This is a genomic window from Marinobacterium lutimaris (assembly GCF_900108065.1).
Taxonomy (GTDB): domain Bacteria; phylum Pseudomonadota; class Gammaproteobacteria; order Pseudomonadales; family Balneatricaceae; genus Marinobacterium_D; species Marinobacterium_D lutimaris.
Map to the genome: position 1 here is coordinate 895,603 of NZ_FNVQ01000001.1, position 24,852 is coordinate 920,454.

Consider the following 24,852-nt stretch of genomic DNA (forward strand, 5'->3'; position numbering starts at 1 on the left):
TTACCTGCCCGGTAATCGGACTGATCAGGCTGAGCAGAAGGTCTGGAAACTCCGTAAGCGATGAAAAAAGCCCGTTGATGATACCGTCTGCCACATCCCCCAACTCATCCCAGCGTGTCTGAGTAGCCGATTGGCTCGACAGCGTCACGTTGCCGCCACTCAGCTCAGCGGCTCCTGCCGTGATGCTGGCCTTGTTGTCTGCGACAAGTACGGGAGATAGAAGGTCCCCAACTATCGACTCCGCCGCAGTAGGCGCTTTGACCGCGGTAAGCTCGATATCACCGGACTGATAGCCGGAGCCGGCAAGGGCCAGCAGCTTGGAACCCGAATTGAGGGTGATGTTTTCGGCGTTAAACGCGATTGCGCCCGCATCTCCACCGCTATTGCTCGTAGAAACGGTGACGCCTGAGTTGACAGTTACCGTCTCTGCGTCAATTGAAATATCGCCGCCATAGGTCGCTATGTCACCGGCGAAATTCAGGCTATCTTTACCGCCCTCACCTTTGACCGTCAGCTTTGCAGAAAAGCCTGTGCCGAGCGCATTAATGTTGGCTGTATCATCGCCCGCGCCCAGATCGATGACCAACTCGTCGATCGGGTTTATAAATTCGGTGTTCTGACCGGCGCCATTGATTTTGGTGCGGCCAGCGGTAGACCCGGCCGAGACGTTAATAGTGTCCGCGCTGGACGTGCCGGAAAAGGTTGTAGTGCCGGCGCCTGCGTCGATAAACCCGCTGATACTTCCAGAGGTGATACTGTAGGCATCATCAGCCTGGCCACCGACCAGGTACTCCACGTCAGTGAACAGATTGCCGTTAAGAGTCCCGGAGTTTGCGCCGTTCACTTGCCAGGTGTTGTCGATATTGTCGCCGTGTAGAGCGTCACTCCCCCCCCTGCCGTCAAAACTGAAGCTACCGCTCCAATCGGTAAGCACCAGTGAGTTATCTGAAGCTCCACCTTCGACCAGTGCATTTTCGAAACTCTTCTGGCTGGCGGAGGGATCCAGCAGAGAGAACATCTGATCGCCGGCACTGATGCCTGAGTCTGAAAGCTGGAAATTGGTATCACCAACCAGCTTGACCGTATCAGATCCCCCGCCCAAAAAGGTCAGGGTCAGTGAATCGAGGCTGCTCAGATCAATTTCGAGGACATCATCCGCGGTGGTACCGGTAACGACAACACCCCCGAGCTCTGCACCACCGGCCGCGGCGGCGGAAACGATGTTATTGCCGCTATCAAGCAGGCGGTATTCAGCGGCAACGGCGTCGTAGGTGAGTAACAGGGAATCTTCGGTATTACCGTTGTCGAGGTAGGAAAGGTCTGCCGAGAGCAGCAGCCGCGGCTCCATATGCTCGAAGGTGATCCGGGATCTATCCCGCGCAATGGCATCGGTTCTTGCCATATCCCGCAGGACACCGAGGACACGTCGCCAGAGCGTTGTTGGCGGGGATACTTCCTTAGCTGCTGAGATATTCTGTTTCGAGAACCCGAACGGAACGGCCATAAATCTCCCTCGCCAACATCATCATTGTTGTTTTATTGCAGTATCCGGTTGCAACACGAGGACTCGATCAGCGACAGCAAAACGTGCCGGGCCGCTCGGTTTAATTGGTTAATAAAAGACCATTAGGAGAAGGACAGCAAGACAAAGATGCAAGAGAGTTGCTGATTTTAAACATTAGTATGAAAAGCCGGCACACAAGGCGGCTCAGGATTAATTAGAAAGTCTGCAAGAATGAGTTTTGACGGTTAACGCAGGTTGGTTCAGGGGTGAGTAGCGAAGGGAATACCAACTCAAGGTGCCACCCTATCGTCTGTCTAAATCACAGCGTATCGAGTAGAAATCTGGAAAGCGAAAGAAGCGAACGGAAAGGAAGCTGAAAACGTTGGAGTGTTGCGGAAGTGGTGCCCCGGACCGGAATCTTAAACCAATAGTATTGTTTTGTTTTTAATAAGTTTTCCATCTTGTGCATTTCAAATATACCCCATTAGGTACCCCCATAGGAAATTGGCTTAGGTTTTTGACATTTTTCTATGTTTCGGTTCTTACTGTCGTCGATTCATCTGTGCTTATCCTCTCCTCGTGCTACATGGAACCCTTACCCGACGAGTCGCGGTGAACGACCACCCAACCCCCCGCTCTTGTTGAGCCATTTCTAACGAGAACACCCAGGGATTGAAGCCTTTGTGCGCACCGCTGGGATCCTCGCTCACTCTTTCCAAGCCGCGAGCCCAATTCCTTGTGCGTCATCCGAGGATTCTCTTTCAGAAGCTCCAGCATACGTTGTTCATCGCTGGACAGATGGCTTGGTGTACCCTCATTCCTTTCGGCTGGTAAACCTTGAGCCGCGCTCAGCTCTCCGGCTTGTCTTATTCCATCCGCTATCAATGCACCAAGCATAAACCGCCCCACTTGCATATATACCCGGTCATTCTGATAACCGATGTGAATTGTATGAAGCTCTTTGGCCTTGCTGAAGAACTCTTCCTCAAAACAGCCTCCACTCAAAAACCAGTCATCGCGGACCAAGATTCTCACACCCAACACAGACAATAGCAGTCGCGTTTCTATAGGAATGGATGGCACGGCCCAGATGCAACTGAACCAATAAACACATTGCAACGACTCACACTGACTGAATTCAGGAACTGTCCTCCATAAATTGGACAACTGACCGTTTACTCCTGGGGGGAGTGTAACCTTACAATTTGACTGGAAATTCTTCGTCTCGTATGGGGCACCGCTATAAAATAAATCGAGTGGCGTTTGTGAACCGCCGTTGTAGATCAACGCGTAATATTCCTTTAACAGCTCACGCATTCCCGTTTCCTGCGAACCTTGCATATCTGCAAGCAGCTTTATCAACCAGCTGACGCATTGCTCCTGCATTTGGACATTGGTTTCTCCCAACCTGTGGTCAGTAATTGAAGCTGAAATCACGCCTTTCAAGGTCGCGAGCTGTGTCAGTTCAGGGAGTAAGTAATGAGTCAGTCTCTCGGCTTCTTCCTGACGCCAGCCGTATTCATTCATACACTATCCCCCAATACCGCCGTCCAATACCGCCAACCTTACATGGCGGCATTTACACCACTCAAAAAAATACCGCCACATTACCGCCAAATCAAATGTAATTATCTGTTTTTAAATAAACATATTTCAGATATATATCACCTACCTGAGAACAGCCAGCAGTTGTCCTTCCAGGCGCAAGCCTGGTTCTTTGCTTACTCTCAGGAGAATTACCAATGCCTTATTCATGTCCAGCCTGTGGGGCTGAATCGATCATTACCCGTCATGTTGGCCGCAACGTTGGCGGGGTAGCCGGAGGTGTCGCAGGGACAGCCAGCGGCGTCGCTGGCGCCAGCTCAGGTGCCAGTGCAGGCATGGCTATCGGTGCCGTGGGTGGTCCTGTTGGTATCGCTATCGGAGGACTTGCCGGCGCGCTGCTTGGCGGGCTCGTTGGTGGCGTTACCGGCACAGTCGCTGGTTCGAAAATCGGAGAAAAGCTGGACGAAGAAGTCCTGGATGATCTCGAGTGTGCCGAATGTGGCCACACCTTCCGCAGCGACGATATCTGACTACTCCCCAGCATCTATTCACCACTGTTGACGAAGTTCAGCAGCCTACCTTCCTTTGCCTTACAACACCCACCTGTATCAGCAGCCCGGCTTTTGGCCGGGTTTATGCCGGTCTGTTGGGTAAGGAGCTGATCATGGCTACACCTATGCGTATTCCACCTGTTGAGACAGGTCGCCCGATTAAACGAGTGCCGCAGTCACAGCACCGCAACCGACGTCACGGCCAGGCCCATCGATTGGCAGACACGCGTCCTTTGGATCGAGCATCCTGGCTCTCGGTACGTCAGTCCGGTATCGGCAGTTCAGACGCTGCGGCAGCCGTTGGCCTTAACCCCTACAAGTCTCGACTGGAACTCTGGATGGAAAATACCGGACGGGGCATAGAGACAGAGGATCCTCTGGCCTCTGCCAGTGACAGCCCGATTTACTGGGGTACCGTCTTGGAGCCGATCGTGGCGGCGTACTACGCTAAACGCACAGGCCACCAGGTGCGTCGTGTGAACGCTGTGCTGCAGCATCCCGAGCATCCCTGGATGCTGGCCAACCTGGACCGTGAGGTTCGGGGAGCCGATGAGGTCCAAGTACTCGAGTGTAAAACCGCCGGAATCAATGGCGCCAAGCTCTGGCGAGACGGTGTACCGGAATACGTGCAACTGCAGGTGATGCACCAACTGGCAGTGACTGGTCTGCAAGTGGCAGATGTCGCGGTACTGGTGGGCGGACAGGAGCTGCGCATTTTCCGGTTGGATCGCGATGATGAACTGATAGAACAACTCATCACTTTAGAACGGGAGTTTTGGCAGTTCGTTGAGGAAAACACTCCGCCCCCGGCGGATGAATCAGACTCGGCCGACCGCGCCCTGCGTGCACTCTACCCAAAGGATAACCATGAGACTCTCGATTTTACAGAGGATAGCGAACGGTCAGATCAGTTTGTTCAGCTGCAGGAGGTACGCTCAGCGCTGGATCAGGCCAAGAAAAACGAGGCCAGACTGAAGCACCACCTCCAGCAAGCCATGGGTGAATACGGCGAAGCCGTCTTTCGAACAGGCCGTCTGACCTGGAAGAAAAGCACCGATACCCGCGTAGTTGACCTCAACCGGCTTAAGGCCGAGCAACCCGACCCGGTACAGCAGTACCTCACCATCAAACCCGGTAGCCGCCGGCTTCTGGTGCATCAAAGCTAAGCCCTTCGGCTGCACTTCGATTGCCCGCCACAACCGGGCTCTTCCTCACGCGCCCTGGCTCGCCGCGACTACGACGGTGAGCAGGGCATTTTTATTCCGCTGATCCCTGGTCCGCCACTAGAAGTGGTCATACCGGGAAGGAGTAGCATCATGTTAAAAGGTTTAGCGATCACGCCACCGATCTTGGGTCGTATAGCGATCGGCAAAGTCGTCGAGCGCGAGGGTAAGCGCCTCCCGCAGAAAGACGATCAATTCACTATCACGACCCAGATCCAGTCGAAACAGGGCTGGCTGGTGCATCCGTTGGATGAGGAGTTCCGACAGGCACAGGGTGGCAAGCTAAGACGCATACCTGTCAGGTTGCTGTTCAATGATCCGGCGTTGAACCTGCGCGCAGAGTACGCACTGTTCGACCGGGATACGGCACGTCCAATCTGTGTCGGGGACGGAGAGCAGTGCAGACGGCGCTCACGGGACGGGATGGCCACACACACCTGCCCTTCACCCGATAGCTGCGCATTAGCAGAAGGTGGACGCTGTAAACCCTATGGCCGGCTCAATGTGATCATTGGCGACGATGATCCATTAGGCAGTTTTATCTTCCGCACTACCGGCTTCAACAGCATCCGAACACTAGCCGCACGGCTCGAGTATTTCCGGGCGATCTCAGGTGATCGCCTGGCTTATCTGCCACTGGAACTGCGCTTACGGGGCAAATCCACCCGGCAAAGCCGCGGAGCGCCAATCTACTACGTGGACCTGACCTTACGTGACGGGATGTCTCTGCCAGAGACCTTGGCCGAGGCCCTGGCGATTGAAGAGGCTTGGAACAACGCCGGTCTGGATCAGGCGGAATTGGATCAAGCGGCAAGGCAAGGTTTTGCCAATGGGGCCTTCGAAGATCAGGAGGAGGATAGCATCGACATTGTCGAGGAGTTTTATCCACCCGAACCCAACGAGCCGGCCCCGGCTGTTGCCGATCAAACGCTCAGTGAAAAGTTGGCAAACCAAAGCAGCCGTCAGCAACGGCGCAAACTAGCGCAAGCCACAGAGCTGCCACAACAACCCACTAACTCAGCAACAACCGTACCTTCACCCAGTCAAGCCTCCACAGCAGCTAATCACAGCCACTAACCAAACCACTTTCGATGTCATGGCCCGCCAGGGAAACGCCCCTTGCCGGGGCGCCCCTGTGGCCAGTATTCAGGAGCACTTTCATGACTATGCAAATACTTTCTCAGGATCAACTTTATCGCCAGGCACCCGCTATCTTCGCCGACATGCCTGATAGCAACGTGTCAGACCGTTACGGCTTCGTTCCCACCATCGACGTTGTGAACGCTCTTCAGGCTGAGGGATGGCACCCCGTCCGAGCACAGCAGACACAAAGTCGTTTACCGGAACGTCGATCTGTTGCACGCCATATGGTGCGCTTTCGTCAGGATCCTGACCGTCAAATCCAGGTCGGTGATTCAGTAGCCGAGCTGGTGTTGTGTAACAGCCATGACCGGACCAGTGCCTACCAGCTGGATCTGGGCTTATTCCGGCTGGTGTGCAGTAACGGGATGGTCACGCCGGTCGGTGACGTTGGCGGTATCCGTGTTCGCCATGGTCGTCACGTAGTGGACGAGATACTGGAAGGCTCAATCGCATTGATCGATGAAGCGCCGGAGATCGCGTCTGCTGTAGATCGTTTTCGTTCGTTGCGGCTATCACCGGATGAGGCAAAGCTATTTGCCCAATCCGCCCTCACTCTTCGGTACGGAGAAGACTGGGTCAATACGAGCCCCGTTCCTCCAGACAGGCTGCTCCACGCCCGACGTCGAGAAGACCTGGAAACAGATCTCTGGCACGTCTTCAATCGCACCCAGGAAAACCTGCTTAAAGGTGGGCTGCGCGGACGCTCTGCCAAAGGCCGCCATACCCAAACCCGCCCTATCCGTTCTGTCACCGAAGATGTCCGACTCAACCGAGCCCTCTGGCAACTGACTGAACACTTCGCCGCCCTCAAGGGCGATAGCATCGCGGCATAAAAGGAGAAAAAACATGGCAACCGCTAAATTGATAGCGGGTGAGGAACCAGGTACCTACGTGGTACCCGATGCCGTCACTGAGGCGGATCTCCTGCACCTGGCAAAGATGATCGCTCGCCGTCGCCTCGCCAAGGGGCGCCCACTAAGCAACCCGGAGGAAGTTCGCAGGGCACTGCAAACCTTACTCATCGACTATCAGCATGAAGTGTTCGGAATCCTGATGCTGGATAACCGGCACAGGATCCTAAAGTTTGTAGAGCTGTTCAGGGGAACCATTAATGGAGCTACCGTCTACCCTAGAGAGGTAGTCAAAGAATCCCTGGCGCTGAATGCTGCAGCAGTCGTTCTAGTCCATAACCACCCATCCGGTGAGCTGGAACCCAGTCAAGCTGACAAGACCATTACCCAACGTCTATGCCATGCGCTAAGCACAGTGGAAATTCGGGTGCTGGATCACCTGATCGTCGGCACAGATGGCTATTGTTCGATGGCAGAACTGGGGTTGATTTGAGGGGCCCATTGAGTAACAGGCGATATAACCACGCAGTCACCTTCGGGCGCTGCGTGGTTTCAAATTGCTACCGATATTTTTTCTTTGACTACAAGGGAGCTGCAATCCATTAAGATCAGCCACCCGCCAAATGAATGTCCTTTTATTAAACTTGCGATACCAGCTTTGTATCTACCAAAGAACGCAAATGGGCTGCTAGCAGCTTAGGAATATGCCCACCAGTGATGAGCACACCAGCTTCCATGTTTTTCTCCATCGCATAGCCGGTAAGGTTCGCGCTGGTTATAAAACAAACCTTGCTATCGGCGACAGCAACTTTGGCATGTACCCGTCCATCAGTAAACGGATCAGCCTTGTCACGCCAAGCATAAAGGGTTGATGCGGGAACCAATGTACTCATCTTGCCGATCGCATCCATCGTGATACTGCCGCCTTCCTCCTGGGATAACTCGAGCAACATTGATATAGCCACTCCACGATCACTCGCCGCATTCAGAGCATTGACGACAGACGAGACGTCATACGCCACGAAACTAGTTATGAACAGCGTCCGCTCGGCCGCGTTGATAACCTGTAGCAGAGCTTGCTCGGTTCTACGAGTCGAGACAAAGGGGGTCGTTGGCCCCGTCCAAACAAGTTCGGTTGATTGCTGACCGTTACTCTTGGCAATGACATGGCCTGCAGCAATCAGCATTGATGCGAGTTCCTCAGCGCTGACGGAAGTCGCTCGCCATGCATCGATGAGCTGCCCAACGACACCATTGGCTGCAGGTGTACCGACCACGCCCGAAAGTACTGCTGACGCTTTGATGGGATCTGTCTGGCGAATCCGGCGGGCTATCGCTTGAACCTTCTCAGGAGAAACCAAACAGACCACTGCTGCAACGGCATCTAGGATCTTCTCCATGTCACAAACCCTTGAAGAACGCAGCATCGGCACGTTCCAGGGTCGGCACTAGCAATGAACGATCCAGATATCGATTGCCCCGTTCACAGGAAGTCTCGGCGACCAGACTACACGCATGACAGGCTGCAGCATGAAGAGAGCGATCATCCTCGGGATCATGTTCAGAGCAGAGAGGGTCTGAGGAACAAACCTTCGAGCGATTCAATGCTTGCTCCAACAGGCGACCAAGGTTCTCTGGTTTGCCGAGATCGACGAGGCCACCCAACGTCCCGTCAGAGTCCGCGGCAGCCGTGTAAATGAGGATGCCCGCCTGCGAACTCTCGCCCGAGGTATCCGCATAGATTCGCTCGCGAATACTTGCGGCGTTGTATCCACACTCAAGCGCCAATTCACGAATCAACAGATGTGAAAGCGTGTGGAGCATAGCGTAGCGAATGCCGGGATATCCCTCACTGGGGTCGAGATGCCGCGAATTACGCCATCCTTTATGGCCTCCCTGGAGCATCTTGTCGACCAGTGCGACGGCAGGTAATGCTTCCCAAGTGACAAGAGTCTGTTCATCGAATTGGATAAAGATACCCTCACCATGCACTTGGTTAGCAGGAACCCAGTCTGGTTTACCTCGAGAGAGACTAGCCATCTGAGGCCGTTCATCTGGGTCGCCTGATTCTTCGGGCGCTTCTACCCGAGTAAATCCCAGCAAGGCATTAACCTCGCGCAGTCGTTCAAGAAGTAGAACTCTGCAGATGTGCCTTGAAAATCCTTTCGGCGTTCCGACCTTCTTACTCATAAAGTGCGGGTAGTCCGTGGGGGGATTCGCCTCTGTCAGCACCTCCCACTCGGGCCCCTTGATATCAGCCTCTCCGACATCCTCTTGTCCCTCGCCCTTCCGGTGCGCTTCAATGGCCGCCCAGACAGCCTTTGGCTCATGCTTTTCTATACCCTGAGCTTCGCCCCTTTTCTTGAGCGCCTTAAGCGTTCCTTTCAGCTCGGATACATCCTCGACATCAGAGAAGTCATCCCAATAATCGATAATGATCTGATGTAAAGGTGAGATATTCTTCTGGGGAATCGCAAGCGCCGAGAGTGTGATCGGGAACCAGCTATTTGTAGCCCCTAGCAGAACCGCGCGAGCCTCCTCGTCACATTCCTTCTCGAAATGATCAAGGTGCGGATGGCGTCCTCGACAAGCCGGCAAGTTCTCTTTTCCAGCCTTACCAAAGGCGTGCGCCATGCTCCTTGATGCTTCGCAAGCATCACACTTGACCCACAAATTTTCAGTTTGTAACGACGCCCCACTTTCAAAGAAACGTAGCGTTCCTTTACATGTACTGTTGCCACCGTGGACGAAGTAGTGCCAAGGGAAGTCATCCAAGTGTCCATCGCGGCAAGCCAATAGGAAACGTGCTGGGACAGCATCAGCATCCTTAGGCGGTTGATCACCTTTGGACCCCCGACATCCCGTATGAACGAACCTCGTTCGTTCGGGCCTGTAGCGGTTTTCCTTGATGTCGAAAAGTCCCGCGTCGAATGGGGATAGGAGCCCGCATTTCACACATCGCATCCATCGCGGAAATGGCCTAACGGGAACTCCAATGTTTGCCTCGGCAGACCAAACATCGAAGAGTTCACTTTTCTGGAACGGAGGCATCCTCAGGTTCTCAACCTGAGCTCCCAAAACTTTCCTCACAGCAGCCAGCAGCCGAGCTTCCTGGATTGGTTGACAACGATCCTGTTCCCAACGGTCAATACCAAGCGTCACTACAGAAAGGCTCGGCAAATCGATCAATGCCCCTGGCCCATAGGTCCAGAGTAACTGACTGGGTCTCACTTCTCCGACTGGAGTCTTGTTACTCATCGTCATATTCAATCCTCACCCTTCGTCGCAGGACGAGGCTTCCAGTCATAGTCGTCCGTGATATGGCTAGTATTCATGATCAAGCGCACACCTGGTTCCACCTCACGCATGGACATAGGCACAGTCCAGTTATCCCAAGCCTGTATGCCCGGTGACCTGATCAATGCAACTGTTTTATCTTTTTCGGGGCCACGTTTCTCATAGCCCAGGATACGACCACCTTTGCTAACTTCTTTCGCCCATTCATCTGCACGCTCCTTGAGCTCCTGTTCAGCAAGATCTCTCGTAGTGGGCAATTCGCTTACATTCCATGCACGCTTGACCAACATATCGATAGCATCGGTCATCTCGCTCTGGTTCGACTTGTCCAACTGACCGGCACCCTCATTAGGGCTGAAAACATCGTTCTCCAGTCGCATCAGACTCAGAAGCGATCCGGTCAAACCTCGGTCCATCGCGCGTGGTGAGAAAGGCGTCACCGATTGCGCTTCGACGTGCTTATAGAAAGTGGCGTGATAGTGCTCAAATGTCTCGTAGTGTGAGAGGTCTCTAGGGCGTGCCCAGGTGAGCACGGTGCAGACCAAACCGGGGAACGAACGGCCCACTCGGCTGGTAGCCTGGATGTACTCAGCCGTGCCTTTAGGTTGGCCGTTCACGGCCATCAACCCTAGCCGATTGACGTCCACCCCCACTGACAGCATATTGGTGGCCAAAACCACGTCGATCGCCCGAGCGTCTCCATCTTGCCATTTGGTCACGTACTTGCCGGTGGGCACGTCAAACGCGGCCTTGAACTTCACCTCGAGGTTATCGAGATACTTAGGAATATCCTGGCTAGAAACGCGTGAAGTCAGCTCACGGATGTTGCTTACGCTACGTTGCGCCAACGCGGGGCGCTCGACCATGCTCATCTGCACCCGATAAGAACGAGTCTGTACATCGTCCTCAGCCAACCGTTTCATACCTCCAAGCTCTCGCAAAGAGTTGAAATAGCCCACCATGGTCATATACGGATCCGCGGGCTCACCAAAACGATCGAACAGCGCCTGTGCAGCGGTCAAGAATGCCGTATAGACACGAATCAACATCGCCGGCCGCGAACTCCCTGGGGAACAAACCCCTAAGTAACGACGTCCTGGCTTTTCCTCGATCTGTCGTTGAACTGAGAAATAGTTGTCCTCGACATCCAAACCATGCGGCGGGAATACAGATACACGGCGCATGAAGACATTATTCACCTGCTCTCGAGCCTTGCGCACCGTAGCGGTCGACGCAACGATCTTTGGCTTGACCCTATGTTCACCGAGCTTCCAACTGCATAGCTCATCCACAGCCGTCTCATACAGGCCAACCATAGTACCAAGGGGGCCACTGATCAGGTGAAACTCATCCTGGATGATCAGATCCGGAGGCCGAATCGGGCTGATATTCTTGACCTTAGTCGCATCAAGCCCCTTTCCTTTTGAGTGATTGCCATTGCAGTCTGCCCCCTGCCATAGGAAGCCATGTCGCTCGCACTCCTGACCAACTCGACCAAATAATGTACGTACTTGGCCACGCCACGCCATCATGGCGAACTTATCCACGGTAGCAATCATCATCGTCGGAGGGCGGTGGTAGATCTCCTCGTCCACGACAAGAACCGGTATGCCCGCGTGGGGAAGCTTGCTTGTCTTGCCTTTAGAGAAGTCGCAGCGGCCCTTCTTATCACCGCAGTAGACGAAGGTACGCCCTCGGACTTTGTCGACCTCCACATCACGCCCTGGCGCCACCTCAGATCCACACCAGGGGCAACTGGTCAGCTGCGCAGGAGACGCAGCGCCGGCGTTGTACTTCCCTGGGTTACGGATATCCTCGATGGCTCGGTGACTTTCTTCAGTCGTACCGGGCGTCACCTTATTACCCACCCACAACCCTATGGTGAAGGGTTCCGTACCAAGCGACTCATCCCCTTTGGCTGCTGCCTCGCGCCGCAGGACCTCCATCGCACAGATCAGTGCCGTAGCACGCTGAAACTGCTGAAGCGTGAGGAGACGTAGTGTGTAACGCATGATGACCGCCAAACCGCGCGAACCGTCGTATCCACCCAGTTTGCCTTGCATGCGTCGAATAGCCATGGTGAAGGCCGCAACACCTAAGTAAGCCTCAGTCTTACCACCGCCAGTAGGGAACCAAAGCAAGTCGGCGTAGGCTTCAACGGGCTGTACACGATCCGGATGCATGGGATCAGCTAGGGATGGGATCGACAGCAGGAGAAACGCCAACTGGAACGGGCGCCAACTGCGGTTCTTCAAAACATCGAACTGCTCAACGTTGACGTCCTTACCCCGGCGGACTTCAAGGGCGTACTGACTTCGCACGCGCTGCGTAGCCATCGCCCGGTTGGCGAAGCGGAAAGCCGCTAGGGCTTTGTCATCACTCTTCAGCGTGTCGATACCCTGCTGCAGACGCGTCTGAATCTCTTCGCACTGATCCATCGACTGCTGAGCCTGTATATCGTAGCCGACTACGTCGACACCGACCCGCTCACGCTGCTCCTCGATCCACGCAGCATAATCTTTCGTAAGAAGACTTAGAGCATCGACCAGTTGATCCACCTCTAGGGTAGCCAGTCGCTGCATATCCAGCAGTCCACTGCTCACCATTTCCTTCATCGCTTTACGGTCTTCGCGGTCCAATCCGGGCGTCTCCGTGACCGGCACCTCGAACTGCGGCATAACGACCGTGCGTACCTCAGTGGCGAGTGTCTTGTCCTCCGATGTTTCAGCGTGTATAGCAACGCCATGACCCACCGCGAACTCCACTCGGTTGCGGTAGATCATCTCCAGGGATTCTCGCTCCGGGTCCATACCGTCAGCATCCAGTACGGGTCGCCGACGGAAGATGGCGCGTTTGGGAGCATCGGCTTCCGATCGAACGATCAACTCAGGCTGGAAAACCCAGGCAGTATCGCGGTTTGTGTCAGGCTCCTCCTGCGCATTAACCAAGAATAGGGTTACCAAGCGATCACCATTTGCATTCTTGGCGCGAACAGAACCTTGCACCCTGACGTCGGGATAGCTTTTATCCGGTGCCCGATGAGAAATTACGCCTTCTGTGAGCGGCAGAACCAACTTGCCGCCACAGGGTATACGCTGCCATACCTTGGCCTTGACCTGCTCTTCAGCGCCGGTTTCCCTATTGATACGGGTGCGGTAAATCTCATGCTCGTTATTGCGCTCGTAGCGCCCCCAGGACACCTCGATTTCAATCCGCTCAGCATCGCCCTCAACACAGAAGGTCATACCAAGGCTGCTGGGTACCAATGATTGATTACTCGCGGTGTCGATCTCATCGGAAGAATCAGATTCGGGCTCTACACGCCCCGTCGCAGTACCAAATTCCGCACCTGGCTCGTGCTGGCCAGGCGCTTTGGGATCACTCGGTTCCTCGGACTGATCGTCTGCCAACGGCCCCTTTAATCCTTCGATACCACCTTGTGCCGTATCGCATGGAGCAAGTTTTCCCACCAGATAACGATCTCGCACACCCATGTCGACGATACGCTCGTAAGGACCGGCGGCTGGACCGAGCAAATCATCCATCACAGCTAGTTGCAGTAGTTCACGAATGTAGGAGAGTTCCTGCTGATAGCGAGGTGATTTGGCGTCAGCCCCTATGGAAGGAATGTCGGCAATGGTTTTGTTCAATGCCTTTGGTAGGGCTTCTACAAAATCAGCCCACTGAACGCGACCGACCGTGCCTGAAGAGGGCGGCCGGAGGGAGGTGCTACCTACAGAAACCGCTTCTGCGATCGGCAGCATCCGGTCTAAATAGAGCGTGGTGCAGTCAAGATCAGAGCGAACCCTCACGATACGACCGACGCGGGTGATGGTTCCTGCGGGACTCAGGACCAATAGCCAGTCGTCCTCCTGAATTGCATGGTAGAGTGCCCCCTCCCCCTTCAGGACCAGGATGTAAGGTGCAAGCCGGTGGTCGGTACCTAAACCATGATCAATGGCAATCCATGCGTTAGAACTCTTCGTCATACCTCGGCCTCCTCAAATCCTATCCACGATTTTTTCGAGTTTATCGAGTACTGCGCTCTTTTCGATGTATGCCGAATACGCTTCCTCTGCGCCTCGAATAAGAGTGTCGTAATGGACGATGCGGCTTCCCGGCGAGATTGAGGCCATTGATGATTTAAGGCGATCTGGATTCGACGCTTCTTCGTCGACTGTCTTACCTAGGACGAAAATCACCTCGATATCAGGGTTAGGCTCGTTTTGTTCACGCAAGATTTTCGTCAGTTTGTCTACATAGGTCTGCCCTTGCTCGACCAATTCGAGCAGGCTCATCTTGCGACCGACCTTCTTCAATTCGACGATAACGTGCCGACCTGCATTTGTCCGATAGGCAATGTCCACGCGGCCCAGACGCTCCTTCTCGGTCATGTCATCTATTAGTACGCCGGCCTTCATCAGCCGCGACTCCATGATCGGGCTGCCTGTGGCACGTTCCCACGCTGGATCCAGCAGCCAAAGGTGGTCAAACAGATACTTCTGGAGTACCCGCTCTTTGGCGTCTTCATCGATGATGGTCTGGAAGTCACGGATCGCGTCCAGACGCGATTTCACGATGTCCCGGTAGAGTGACGCTTCCAGCGAATCCCGGTCAGCGAGCACAGCCAGCAGCCGGTCGGCGCTCTCCAAGTTCGTCACAAACTCATCTATCGACCCACGTAGTTTCATGCGTTCGAAGGCCAAAATGCCATGCCGGTACATAAGTTTTCGATCCTCTTCCTCATCAACCGGCAGTGCGCTCAGCTTGGCAATCAGTGTTTCCGCGCTCTTCTTGTATCCTTCGGCCAGGGTATCGAGCCATTCCGCCAAGGCGGGTGAGGTCTCTTTCGCCTTTTCGACCTCATGTTTCTTGCGCCACTCTGTCCAGCGCTTCTCGACCTGGGTCAAACGCGCCTTCAAAAATGCTATGAGCTGACCATAGCGCGGATCATCTTCCTGAACACGTTGCCGGTCGCTAGTTGCGATATCAGCCGCATCGTCCGCATCAAGGAAATCAGCTTCGATCTGCCCCGTGAGGTACTTCGTGTAGAGCCGACCGTCATTCAGCTGATCAAGGATGTTTTCTTGAAAAAGCCGGCCCCGAGCGAATACGACGATACCATTAAGGTTGCCGGCATCCTCGCTGTCGAGCTGCTTAGGAAGCCTGGCAGTGCCAATCCAACCGCTGACCTTCCAGCGGGGCTCCCATGCATCAAAGCGATTCGGCAGTGCTTCCTGCTCCAAAAGCTGTGTGGCAGGCGTCAAGTCGAGTGCATCGTCACCGAACTGCCAAAGGAACTGTACCGTTGGTAGATCCCCACGGTCGGAGGGGGTTATAGACTGACCGTCCAGTTCGATCTTGAATCCATAAGCCTCGCCAATCACAGAAAAGCGACGGGCCAGGCGCTTACGTAGGGCCAACGCTCCGCGACCAAGCCGCTGGCGCTTGATCCCTCGTAAGACGATTCGGGTACCCTTGGTGACCGTGATTCGATCGGAAGACAGTGCCTCGGGGCTGTAGAAGGGCTCACGTTTTTCAACGGATTCGTTGATCCCGTCCACAGTCATACGAAGGCCATGAGCTGAACCATCCTTGGCCGACTCCACTTCAATGACATTAGCAATTGAGAACAGGGAAAGTTTACCAAGCCCTTTACGACCCATCACCGCTCTCCCTTTAGCAGTGATCTTGCCATGCTCAGAATCTTCATTGCGTCTCCGATAACCAACCCGGAGATACTTTTCGTTCATGTCTTCGACCGACATACCGATACCGTCATCAACGATTTCGATCCAATTGCCTTCCGGATCAATCTTGATGTCGACAATTTGTGCATCTGCATCCCACGCATTCGCGACGGCTTCGGTAAGGACGGCAGCAATGTTGCTGTAGAGGTTGATCCCAAGGTGATCTAACACATTTAGGTCGACTGTCATTCTGTATTTGTCGCTCACAGCTCCCCCTCATCGAACAGCCCTTTGGTGATGATGGAAGAAGTAACCTTCGAGCGACGCCCGTGTTTACCCCTCTTTGCTGTGGGTATTTTGCTGCTTTTACTTGAAGCTTCTTCTATTCGTTTGCGATTAAGCGAAGATAGCCTTTCTAATAGGTCACTCACGACATCATCTGATAATGCCCACCGCCAAGGATCATTAGCTGAAGCACTATCAAACTCCCGAAAGTCGTACGCGACTTCAATGTCATTCCACCCATACGCGGCGATTAACTCAGTATCGATATCTGACATCAGTTGTCGCAGTTCAATGATTGTCGTATTGACCGAAGACGGCGAATGAATAGCGTTCATGATGTCAGTCAACCCAACATCGTTTGCAGAACTGAATTCAACGACCAAATCGTTGAACCGATTTGCGGCATTGATTCCATCCTGGGAGACACTCTGCACTGGAACTGGATAACGGGAAAGTGACTTCGAAATAGAAATATTCAAGCCGGCTCCGAGTTTTCCACCGCTATAAAGCTCAATCCAAGCACGAAACCCAGAACTTAGCGTAATTGCATAAAGGTCCTTTCTGGTCATTCCGATCAAGAGAACCTTATTCGTGTAAATCCAACCGGAAGGGGCGAGCATGCCAACTGGGTGCTTGGTATTTTTGGAAAATCCGATGAATTTTTCACTCTGCCGTATTTTCCGCATCATGTCAGCTCGAGGTCTCCAGAACTGCCACCAGCGATCAATCAACCCTTCGTAGCTTTTGAGAGTAGAGACCGTACGAGTTGGTCGCACCTCCTCCATGAGGAATCGGTAGGCAATAGGCCAATGTCTGGCTACATCTTCCAAATCATGGTCGCCGATATCCAATGCCCATCGACCGATGCGATTTAGTGCCGAACCTGTAATATCATCTCCAGAAATGTAAGGGCGAAGAAGGCTATCTCGCTCTTGTTGGAGTTGCCCGAACCAGTGGCTATCGGGGGCGATAACGAAAGCTAAGCCCTTACTATTATTCACGCCCTCAAAAGCAAATAGTGCGTCGGGCAAGATTTGCGGTATCCAGACACCCGATGCCTCAGGCTCTAATCGCGGCCCAATACGAACACATTTGCGACTATCGGCAATACAATCAGCTCGCCATTCGCCTTTGATGAAACCAACGATGGCAACCACTACAGCTGCCTTTCCTGGCCAATGCATGCCTTTTTTTGCGAAATAAATGGTGCCACTCTGAACCACTACACCAAGACCTACCTCAATCGCACTACCCTCGGCGATATTACTAGTAGCAAGCAGGCCATAGCATCCTCCGCGTCTCAGGAGATCAACAGCGCGTCGATGAAAGACTACGCACAAATCTACTTTCCCAGGAGAAGAACCCAGCACCATTTGACACTGCCATTGAAATTTATCGCCCATGGCGTTTTTCCACAGCCGGTTACCGAGAAATGGTGGGTTACCAACAACTGCGTCGAACCCACAGCGATTCCGGGAAAAAATCTCTGGAAATTCAAGAGGCCAGTGAAACGGCTTGCGCTGACGTTTATCAGCAGCCAAGTCTACTGACAAGCTCATCTGCGCTCGCCTATTGACGATTTCGATCGCATCACTCTCGCCATCAATGGCCAGTCCTGCCTGGATGGCAAGGGATGTAGTCGCATTATCCAAATCGCTACTGCTTCTCCCAGACGCGAAGACCTCCCCAATAAACGCGTCGGCGATGCGTTCGGGTACTTCGAGCTTGCGACGCACACTGGAATCAAGCCGTTCCATGGCGTGGACATCATAGATATCTCGGATCGGCATCTCGCGTAACTGCTGACGTAACTCAATCGCATCAAGAACTGCCTGCTCAATATTCTGACCGAACAAACATTTTTGTCCCTGATCCGAGGGATTCATTGAAAGCTGGGTCAGTTGGTCCAAGCGATGAATTCCCAACAAGCTGTCGCCACAGCGCAAGTTATGGTCGAGGAAGCCAAATGGACGTCCTTTGGCCAACGTCACCAGCCAGATGGAGAGCTTGGCGAGCTCGACCGCCAGAGGGTTCAGATCAATCCCATAAAGACAGCGCTCAGCTATGAGGCGGCGTGCTATCACCTTACGTGCTTCGCTGTCGCTGGGTAGAGGTTCTTTAACTATTTCAGCACCTAGAAGTTCACCATCCACACTCAACTGATGTCCATTATTCTCAGCCAGAGACCAGGACTCCTCTAAGCGATCCGCCAGCCAGCGGCATACCTGGACAAGAAAGGCTCCTGAACCCATTGCCGGGTCGCAAACCTTGAGATCCAGCAGTTCGGCAGGCGACTTCAACGTCCACTGTTCTCGTGGTTTCCCCTCTGCAGGCCCCACGTAAGCAATCGGTGTGAGTATCTCGGTGACGATTGTTTCCGTGAGCGATTTCGGGGTGTAGTGTGTACCCGTCTCACGGCGGTCGGAGCCGGTAGTGACGATAAACGCACGGGCCGGATAGACCAGCGGATAGCCCCATGGATCAGTGCGCAGCAGATGGGCATAGGGCCTGATGCGATCACGCAGTTTTGTGTCACCCAGACATGCGGTTAACAGGCGGTCAGCAAGGGTGTCGTCTATGGGTTTGACTAAAGCTGTTTTGATTTTGCTTGCTTTACTTCCTGAGCGTTCTTGCAGCAACTCAGCGAGTCTCTTTCCACCATCCAAACGTGCTGAATCCAGCTCAGCAAGCTTGACCCATGGTGTTTTGGCGTTCTTGGTTGCATCCAGCTCCAACGTGACTTCATCAGTGCGCTTGACGGTGCGCTCTAGCAAGCCTTCGTAGACATGGCCGATCTGTTCGACGTCTAGTGCGCGATAGGAAAGTGTGCGCCCTTGATATTGCTGAATGGCCTCCAGCAACAGCAGCACGGTGCGGTTGTCGATGGGTAACGGCTTGGCGGCATCGTGCCGCCAGTTCGAGCCCTTGTCCCGACCTTCGAGGAAAGGGAATCGATCCGGATCGAATAGTGACCCGCCCAGCGCCGGTAGTCGCAGATTTTCGTGCTCAATGCCGCCAAACACCGCGCGGAAAATCGCTAGCAGACGCGACCAAGCATCCCAGCGGCGCTCCAAAATCTCCTCAGACTCCTTGCGCAACTGCATGCGCAAGGTAGAAAGCGCGTAGTTGGCCTCATAGCGCTCGTCGCCCATCAACAGCAGGCCGCGCTCCTCGGCAGAGAGCAGGAACACCAAGCGCATCATCACCGTCAGCGCGGCCTCATACAACTCGGGCTCCTTGACGTCGTGCAGGAGTTCTCGGCTGCGATCCTGGTCGGCTTTGTCGAGGGCTTGAATCAAGACTTCGACGGCGCGGCGAACCTGTTCGCCAAGCGCATCGGTAACTTCATCCTGAAATTTCAGGGAGCGATCAAACAGCGCAGGCAGTTGTTCAGATTCATCAACAAAGTAACGACGAATGCCGAGCAAGTGCACGAAGGCCTGCAGAGTGGTGGGCTCTTGGCTCCAGATTCGCGCATACCAACTCGCAAAGGTGGTCACCGCACCAACAGGTGCATCCACTAGCATCCAGCGCTCACCATTGGTAACTAGCCCGAGGCGACACCCTACAGAGCGGCACAGCTGCACCATGCTATCTGCGGGTGTGGTGGCCCAGCGGTCTTGCTTTTGCGTGGCCTCCAGATCAACACTCTGAGGATAGGTCTGAATCATCAGCAGTGGCTTATTGGCACTCTGTTCATCAACAACGGCAAAATCGGGTATCAGTGTTACACCGTGTTCGGGCAAGCTTGCTTTTAGATTGGATGCGCACCAATCCGCACGTTTGAGCACGTCGCCTTTATCATCTTCATCAAGATCAAGGCAACGCGATAGCACCTCATCAATCCAGGCAGCGTGTAACTCAGGGAACTGTGGGTCGTCCAACTCCTGTGCCTCATGCCATTCGTCATAGGCTTGGCGCAGACGTTTGCGCTTGATGCCATCAAGCTCTTCCAGCCCTTGAGGAAAGGCCTCTTTCAGAACAGGAACCGCAAGGAAAGGACCAGAGATTTCGATCAGCGATAGCCATTCGTGATGGTTGTCGTAACTCATGCGGCACCTCCCTGAGCAGAAGATTCTGGTACCAGAAAAATCACAGCAACCGGGAAAGTACGATCATTGAGTTTGGCGTAGCGGGTTTCGATGGCTTCAGCCTCCTGCTGGCGCTCAGATGGTATGCGAGCTAGACGCGCCTCCAATGCAGCGGTGTCTCGTCTGAGCTGAATTCGTTCGTCTTCCGTAAACAACGATAGCTGTGACGGCTCTTGGTCTTTTTTAAGCTCTGCCTCAATGGCGCGTTCAAGTTCATCCAGAACAGTATTGATATCTTCTACTTCTTGCTGCTTTCGTGACTGTAAAGTATTGGCCAGAAACTTAAGACGCTCTTTAGATCGAGCATCGACCGTTTGCAGGACCGCGTTTTGCGCGTGATCGAAACGCACTCGAATGGCATCAAGTAAAGAATCTGTAGCTGTAATTGGCTGGGCCTGATTCAGCCACTGCTGAACTTTGGTGACGCCTTCTTCTCGGCGGAAAGATTTGTCACCCAGGTAGCCACCAGCGTACGTCAGCTCTTCGTGAAGGCGATGATGGTTGCCACCAGTGACGACTAGACGTGAGATGACGACCACAGCAGGGCCGTCGAGTAGACCATCTGGCACCGCTCGCACAGTGACACGATGCAACTTCTTAACATCGTCCTGCGCCCAGACCTCGGCGCGGAGCAATCGCAGACACATCTGTACCAACCGGTGGTTCAGGTGAACCAGCACCACGTCGTCACGACCGGTAGCGACAGCGTGATCAAAGGTGATGGGTCGAATTTGCTGTGTATAAGGGTGGCGCAGCCCTTCAAGGCATCGAGCCCACGAACCCGACAAGGCGGGCATCTTGAAGACAGTACCCGCCGGGGCATCAGCCAATGCAAAGGGCTCAAGTGGCGGACGGCTTGCCAGCAAAAGACCTGTCTTCACCGCCATGAGGATGTGCTCTGGCGTAAGGTGGAAATCCTGCTGCGTGGTCAGGAGCCGCTCGTGCAGTTTGGCGACTCGATCTTTTAGCTGGCGCTCGGCACGCACAAACCGTCTGGCCTTGGCGATTTTGGCTTCCGCGAGGCGGGTGTCGAGGTCTTTGAGTGAACCCTCAATCAGCCCCGACATCTGCGGCGCGATAACTGGGTTGACGCTGCCCATGTCAGCCCGCATTGATTCGAGCTTGCGCAACGCGCGGATGATGTCGTCGCCGTGGCCGCCAATGGTGGCTTTGCCTGGTTCACCGCCATCGACGGGGTGCCAGATCAACACCTCCTTCTGACGCTGACCGTGTCGGTCGATACGACCGTTGCGCTGCTCCATCACATTAGGATTGTACGGTATCTCCAGGTGGATGAGGTAGTTACAGTAGTTCTGCAAGTCGATACCTTCAGATGCAGCATCAGTGGCTAACAGGATGCGCACCGCTGAATCCTTGGGAGCAGTTTGGAAGGCCGCTTTGACCTTCTCGCGGTCTTCCTGCTGCATGCCGCCATGAAGGATGGCTAGTCGATCACCACCGAAGCCGTGGCTGGCAAGGATCTCGTGCATCCACTGATGGGTGGTGCGGTATTCAGTGAATAAGATGACCCGGCGATCATTCCACTGACCATTAGACTTGAGATTAGACGTGAGCCAATCGAGGACTGACTTGGCTTTGGCATCGACCTGGTTCTTGGCTGTCTGTGCCCAAGAACGCAGTTCGTTCAGTATCTGTCGCTGCTCTACCGTCAGCGGTTGTACGTGACGTGAGGCCTCTTCGACGGCCTCGGACTGTGCGTTTTCGACCTCCTGATCATCAGCGTAATCCTCTTCGACTCGAAGAATGGCCTTGCGCAAAATGCGGTCGGCCATGCCATGTTTTTCCTTGCGAGGACTGCCATTGGTCAGGCTGTCGATGTGCTTCTCAAGCGTGGATGCGAATGCGGCAGGAGATGAGAATAAACGCTTCTTGAGCAATTGGTTTACGAACGTTGTACCAAATGTAACACCGCTCTTTTCGGCATCCTTCTCACGGCTCTCGCAGTAATCGTTCAGCATTTGGTGAATGGCGCGCTCGTGTGCTGAATATGGTGCAGCCAGCGCTTGTAGCTTGCGCTGCGCATAAAGCGGCTTGCCTTCCGCATCTACTAGGTCGCTCTTGAGGCGACGAATCATCACCTGACTCAACTGCTTTTCATCTGGCAGGATGTTTCGGGCGAACCGCTGGTCATCAAGTAACTCCAGCAGCGATGTGAAGGATTCGGTGTAACCGTTGTGGGGTGTGGCCGTCAGGAACAAACGATGCTGGAAGTGGGGGCTGATGGAACGAATGAAGCGCGTCCGCTGACTCTCGAGGGCGTAGTGTGCGCCGGCAGCAGGGGCGATATTGTGCGCCTCGTCGACGACGAGCATATCGAACTTGCGTGGATAATTGGTGTGCGCAGGGAGAACATCACGCATGGCACGCAATCCTTCACCGCTTTTAACCCAATCCATCGAGGCAATCAGCCTTGGATGTGATGTCCAAGGATTGGCGTGGATTCCACGCTCTCGACGCAACTGCTTGATATAGGCTGTATCGACGATACGAAAATCAAGGCCAAACTTCTCCAGCATTTCTACGCGCCACTTTTCTTGCAGTGATGCCGGGCAAATAATCAGGACGGTACGGGCACGGTGTCGCAGAAGCATCTCCTGAACGACTAGACCAGCCTCAATGGTCTTACCCAAGCCGACGTCATCAGCAATGAGTAGATTCACACGAGCCATATCAATGGCCCGCACTAGAGGGTCGAGCTGAAAATCCTCGATGCTGACGCCGCTGCGGAACGGCGCTTGCAGAAAGCCTCTGTCCGCATTGGTAGCGGCTCCCCAGCGTACTGCGTCAAGGAAGGCTTCTAGTGTATCTGAGTCATCCTGCCCGGTGATGGAAGGCAAACCCGCACGCTCGATGATTTGGGCACCAGGTTCAATTTCCCAAATGACCTCCAACTCTTCGCCAAGACCATCCTCATCTATGGATGAAAGCGTCACGTAGTGTTGTAAGGCTGAAGCTGATTCTAGTTTTGAGGAGGCGACGTCTGCGACGATCCATTGTCGCCGGCGAACTTCGACCAGTTGGCCCGGCTCTGGACGAGCGCTATAGGTATGGTTTTGCTGTTCGTTTGAAATTTCCATTTCTCAGCCATAATCCTGTTATTTTCTTTTTCCAGCGCCAGGCAAAGCTTAGCGCTTCGACCTGGCCAGTGCGACCGCCCGCATGACAGTTTCAGCAGCATCGATGGGCGACTCATGTGCCCAAAATCTCAGGACGGTCCATCCCATCTGGCGGAGGCGTTCGTTCGTATCTGCGTCCCTGAGGCGGTTCGTCTCGATTTTTTGTCGCCAGAACTCTGCATTCTGCTTCGGCCATGACGCATGCTCAGGACAACCGTGCCAAAAGCATCCATCGACGAAAATCGCGATTCTGAGTCCCGGAAATACCACGTCTGCGACGCGCCGAGGTTTCTTGATAACCTCATGGTCGACCCGGTAACGCAAACCTCTTCGGTAGAGTTCTTTCCGCAAAGCAATCTCGGCATCAGTCCCTTTATGCCTCACCTTCGCCATTCGGCGACTAGCCGCTGATGACGAAGGCTGAATGGGCGACATTACCCGCTCATCATTGGGCAGAAAACGATGCGATATGTACGCTGATGCTGCGCGCGATGGCGCGGCCAAGATCGACGGGAACTGCATTGCCTATGAGTCGTCCTAAAACCTTGAAGCTCACCTCTCCATCTTTTGGCACGAAGGCATAGTCACGGGGGAAGCTCTGGAGAATCGCCGCCTCTCTCAAGGATATGGCTCTATTTTGCTCTGGGTGCCCGAAACGACCATTACCGAAGCCATAGCACTGCGTTGTCATGGTTGGGGCTGGTTTGTCCCACTCCATACGGCCATACACGCCCGGATAGGTTCGTCCACTCTCGGCACGGTGACAGTCTGCAACGAGGTATTCCGGCCAATCACGCCAAGTACCACCTGGTTTCGAGACCTTGATCCGTTGAAGATTTTTCTCTGACAGCTTTGAGGTTACGTGTAATTTGTCCCTAGGAGCCGACTCGCCGGCAGACAGTGGGCGTAAACGACCAATGGCTTGGCGAACCGACTTCGGCTTCTCAATGGTGGGCTCAATCATTTTGATATCGCCGTGCCTGGATGCCAGTAGCACCATACGTCGCCGAGTTTGAGGTACACCGTAACGGGAGCTATCGACCACATCAAACCAAACCTTGTAACCAAGCCGCTTTAACGTATCCACGAAATCATGGAACACCGCGTGTTTCGCGACTGTAGGCACGTTCTCCATCGTGATGACATCTGGTCTGGCGCCTTTAGCTAGTCGAGCAAACTCGTATAACAGCCCCCATTTCCCATCCTTGCCATCAAGCTCGTAACGCTGGGCATAGGTCGAAAACGGCTGACATGGAGCGCAACCTGCAAGAATCGTTAGATCAGCGTCACCGAACAGTGCTTTGAGTTCATCCGTGGTAATTTTGCTTACGTCACGCTCAATGAATCGTGCATTGTTATTGGCTTCGTAGGGAAAACGGCAGGCCGGGTCCAGATCTATACCCGCCACCACCGGCAGCCCTTCCAAGACAAAGCCATGCGTCAGTCCGCCCGCGCCACAGAATAAATCCACACATGACATTGTTGTCACGCTACATCTCCTCATTAAAGCTTCAAGCGTAGGTAGGCGAAAACAA

15 protein-coding genes (1 of these 15 only partly in view) are annotated in these 24,852 nt (G+C 54.0%); 5 read left to right on the forward strand and 10 right to left on the reverse strand.

Annotated elements, in window-relative coordinates; translation table 11 throughout:
- Together C4S72_RS04015 and C4S72_RS04020 are read right to left on the reverse strand one after the other, a co-directional pair.
- Positions 1-1,402: the start of an LEPR-XLL domain-containing protein gene (locus C4S72_RS04015; protein WP_160115436.1), read on the reverse strand. The gene continues 26,333 nt to the left of window position 1, outside the view; only the first 1,402 of its 27,735 coding nucleotides appear in the window; it begins with the start codon at positions 1,400-1,402; the stop codon falls past the left edge of the window.
- Positions 1,403-2,086: 684 nt separating this feature from the next.
- Positions 2,087-3,031 (reverse strand): AsnC family protein, encoded by a 945-nt coding sequence (locus C4S72_RS04020; protein ID WP_104001758.1) that lies wholly within the window; start codon positions 3,029-3,031, stop codon positions 2,087-2,089.
- Between the two features lie 215 nt (positions 3,032-3,246).
- On the opposite strand from C4S72_RS04020, the gene C4S72_RS25985 reads away from it, so the two are divergent.
- From C4S72_RS25985 to radC, 5 genes are all read left to right on the forward strand, one after another.
- Positions 3,247-3,579 carry a hypothetical protein gene (locus C4S72_RS25985; protein WP_104001759.1) on the forward strand — a complete coding sequence of 111 codons (333 nt, stop codon included), beginning with the start codon at positions 3,247-3,249 and terminating at the stop codon, positions 3,577-3,579.
- Positions 3,580-3,713: 134 nt separating this feature from the next.
- Positions 3,714-4,766, forward strand: coding sequence for a YqaJ viral recombinase family nuclease (locus C4S72_RS04030; protein ID WP_235009042.1), 1,053 nt, complete (start codon positions 3,714-3,716; stop codon positions 4,764-4,766).
- A 150-nt stretch (positions 4,767-4,916) separates the two neighbouring features.
- A complete protein-coding gene (locus C4S72_RS04035) occupies positions 4,917-5,900 on the forward strand; it encodes a recombination directionality factor (protein WP_200826663.1) in 984 nt (327 codons plus the stop codon).
- Positions 5,901-5,983: 83 nt separating this feature from the next.
- A complete protein-coding gene (locus C4S72_RS04040; RefSeq protein ID WP_160115437.1) occupies positions 5,984-6,799 on the forward strand; it encodes a DUF932 domain-containing protein in 816 nt (271 codons plus the stop codon).
- Positions 6,800-6,812: 13 nt separating this feature from the next.
- Positions 6,813-7,310 carry a RadC family protein gene (gene radC / locus C4S72_RS04045; protein WP_104001762.1) on the forward strand — a complete coding sequence of 166 codons (498 nt, stop codon included), beginning with the start codon at positions 6,813-6,815 and terminating at the stop codon, positions 7,308-7,310.
- Positions 7,311-7,455: 145 nt separating this feature from the next.
- Here radC and drmC read toward each other — a convergent pair whose 3' ends face one another.
- The 8 genes from drmC to C4S72_RS04085 are packed head-to-tail and all read right to left on the reverse strand — an operon-like array spanning position 7,456 to position 24,797.
- Positions 7,456-8,217, reverse strand: a complete 762-nt coding sequence (gene drmC, locus C4S72_RS04050) for a DISARM system phospholipase D-like protein DrmC (RefSeq protein WP_104001763.1) — start codon at positions 8,215-8,217, stop codon at positions 7,456-7,458.
- A 1-nt stretch (position 8,218) separates the two neighbouring features.
- Positions 8,219-10,081, reverse strand: coding sequence for a DUF1998 domain-containing protein (gene drmB / locus C4S72_RS04055; RefSeq protein WP_104001764.1), 1,863 nt, complete (start codon positions 10,079-10,081; stop codon positions 8,219-8,221).
- Between the two features lie 2 nt (positions 10,082-10,083).
- On the reverse strand, positions 10,084-14,103 hold the full coding sequence (gene drmA, locus C4S72_RS04060) for a DISARM system helicase DrmA (RefSeq protein WP_104001765.1): 4,020 nt from the start codon (positions 14,101-14,103) through the stop codon (positions 10,084-10,086).
- Positions 14,104-14,115: 12 nt separating this feature from the next.
- Entirely contained in the window at positions 14,116-16,071 is a 1,956-nt protein-coding gene (locus C4S72_RS04065) for a BbrUII/HgiDII family restriction enzyme (protein WP_104001766.1), read from the reverse strand.
- A complete protein-coding gene (locus C4S72_RS25890; RefSeq protein WP_200826665.1) occupies positions 16,068-20,141 on the reverse strand; it encodes an Eco57I restriction-modification methylase domain-containing protein in 4,074 nt (1,357 codons plus the stop codon). The genes C4S72_RS04065 and C4S72_RS25890 overlap by 4 nt, the downstream gene beginning before the upstream one ends.
- The gene (gene drmD / locus C4S72_RS04075; RefSeq protein ID WP_104001767.1) at positions 20,138-23,278 is read right to left on the reverse strand and encodes a DISARM system SNF2-like helicase DrmD; all 3,141 of its coding nucleotides are present in this window, start codon (positions 23,276-23,278) and stop codon (positions 20,138-20,140) included. The genes C4S72_RS25890 and drmD overlap by 4 nt, the downstream gene beginning before the upstream one ends.
- Positions 23,279-23,326: 48 nt before the next feature.
- Positions 23,327-23,839: a very short patch repair endonuclease gene (locus tag C4S72_RS04080; RefSeq protein WP_327332444.1), complete on the reverse strand. Its 513-nt coding sequence runs from the start codon at positions 23,837-23,839 to the stop codon at positions 23,327-23,329.
- Positions 23,763-24,797, reverse strand: a complete 1,035-nt coding sequence (locus C4S72_RS04085; RefSeq protein WP_235009103.1) for a DNA cytosine methyltransferase — start codon at positions 24,795-24,797, stop codon at positions 23,763-23,765. Before C4S72_RS04085 ends, C4S72_RS04080 begins: the two co-directional genes overlap by 77 nt.
- Positions 24,798-24,852 lie beyond the last annotated feature (55 nt).